The organism is Caballeronia calidae, assembly GCF_900044055.2.
Classification (GTDB): domain Bacteria; phylum Pseudomonadota; class Gammaproteobacteria; order Burkholderiales; family Burkholderiaceae; genus Caballeronia; species Caballeronia calidae.
Window position 1 is genome coordinate 1 of record NZ_FCOX02000253.1, and the last position, 1,655, is coordinate 1,655.

Sequence of the window (1,655 nt, forward strand, 5' to 3'; positions counted from 1 at the left end):
GTCCCGACATACACCTTGCCGTTCGCGATCATCGGCGTGATGAACTTGTTGCCCGCACCGAACTGGTCTCGCGAGCCGAAGTCGTTGCTGCTGTAGAGCTGGTGACTGAGATCGGTCGCGTCATACGCGCGCAGTGCGCCGACGGTGCCGTTCTCCGCGGCCCACAGAATCGCGTTCGTCGTGCCGTTCGCGGAAATGCTCGGCGTCGCGCCCGGAAAAGCGAACGCATTCGGCGTCTGGCTCGTCGGCGTCGCCGATAGCGCCGCGTTCGAGATCGTGAAAGCCTTGATGGTGTCGCCGACCGAGCCGAAATACACGGTGTTGTTGAAGTACGCGGGCGCGCCGAACATCGGTCCGCGAATCTGGCCGACGAGCTCCTGATAGATGTGATCCGCGTTCGAATCGTACTTGCCCATCGAAAAGCGGTTCACGACGTAGATCGTCTTGTTCTTGCCCGCGCCGACCGCGAGATGCCGAACCGCGCCGGTCGCATCGGCCATATCAGGCAACACCATCGCGCCGCCCGAGCCGAGATCCTCGTCCTGATTCGATTCCTGCACCGTGTTCGAAGGCTGGAAATAGTCCTGCACTCTGAGCGGCCCGAGGTTGAGCCTCAGGAAGCCATTGCCATAGTTGCCGTGGATCGGCATTTCGTGCTCGTTTTGTGTCGGATCGAAGGTGCCGTTTCCGTCGAGAAGAAAGATCGCCTCGCCGTCCGACGCGAGTCCCGAGCCGCTCATCCAGATTGCGCCCATCTGGCCGTTCGGCGTCACGTTCAGCACGCTCGCCTGCTGCAGCGTGTTGGCGTCATAGCCCATCACCCAGCCGGTGTACGGCATGAAGTCGCAGTGCGAGGTCCACGCCGTGTAGACCGCGCCACGGAGCAGAAGCAGCGACGCGCGCTCCGCATACTGGCCGGGATCGAACGTGAGCGTGCCGTTCTGGCTGCCCGCGCCGGTGCCCGGATACGTGGCGCGGATTTCCGTCGGGCCGTTGAAGAGCTCGGCGCCCGTCGTGATGTCGAGTGCGTGGATGCGCTGGTGATAGGCGCCCGAGCCGTCCTTCGACATTCCGACGACATACATCGCGCCATTCGGGCCACGCGACCGGTCTATCACCGGCGTGGCCGTGATGCCGATCTTCGGCGTGATCTGTTGGCAGCCGTGGTCGTCGCTCGGCGTTTCGCCGTTGCCGAGCGTCGAGACTTGCCAGAGCACGGCGCCGCTGTCGGCATCGAAGGCATAGACGCTCGCGTTCTCGGTGGCGACATAGAGCACGTTGCGCGTGCCGCCCGCGATCGATACGCCCGCGAGAAAGAGCGGCTGCGCATCGACGGCGCCATCGACGGGGAACACGGCCAGCTTGCCGAAGGTGCTCTTGTTGACGTTCGCGGGCGTGAGGATGGTTTCCGCGAGCTGCTGGCCCGTGCGGGCGATGTCGTTGTGCCAGGTGACGACGTCCATCGGCGTAGCGGCGCGTGTGGTGCCCGAAGCCGCGCTGGCGGCTGCGGCCGTCGACGACGCGGCATTGCCGCCGGAATCGCCGCCACTGCACGCGGCAATGACCGCCGCGACGCACACAGCGCCGGCTGCGGCGCTCCAACCCAGAAAATGCGCCTTCATTTGCACCCTCCTTACCCGACAGGGCCGGAATGC

General features: G+C 65.0%; 1 protein-coding gene. It reads right to left on the reverse strand.

Features of this window, described 5'->3' with window-relative positions; translation table 11 throughout:
* A partial coding sequence (locus tag AWB78_RS42430; RefSeq protein ID WP_062613269.1) for an outer membrane protein assembly factor BamB family protein occupies nucleotides 1-1,622 on the reverse strand: 1,622 nt, incomplete at its 3' end.
* Nucleotides 1,623-1,655 lie beyond the last annotated feature (33 nt).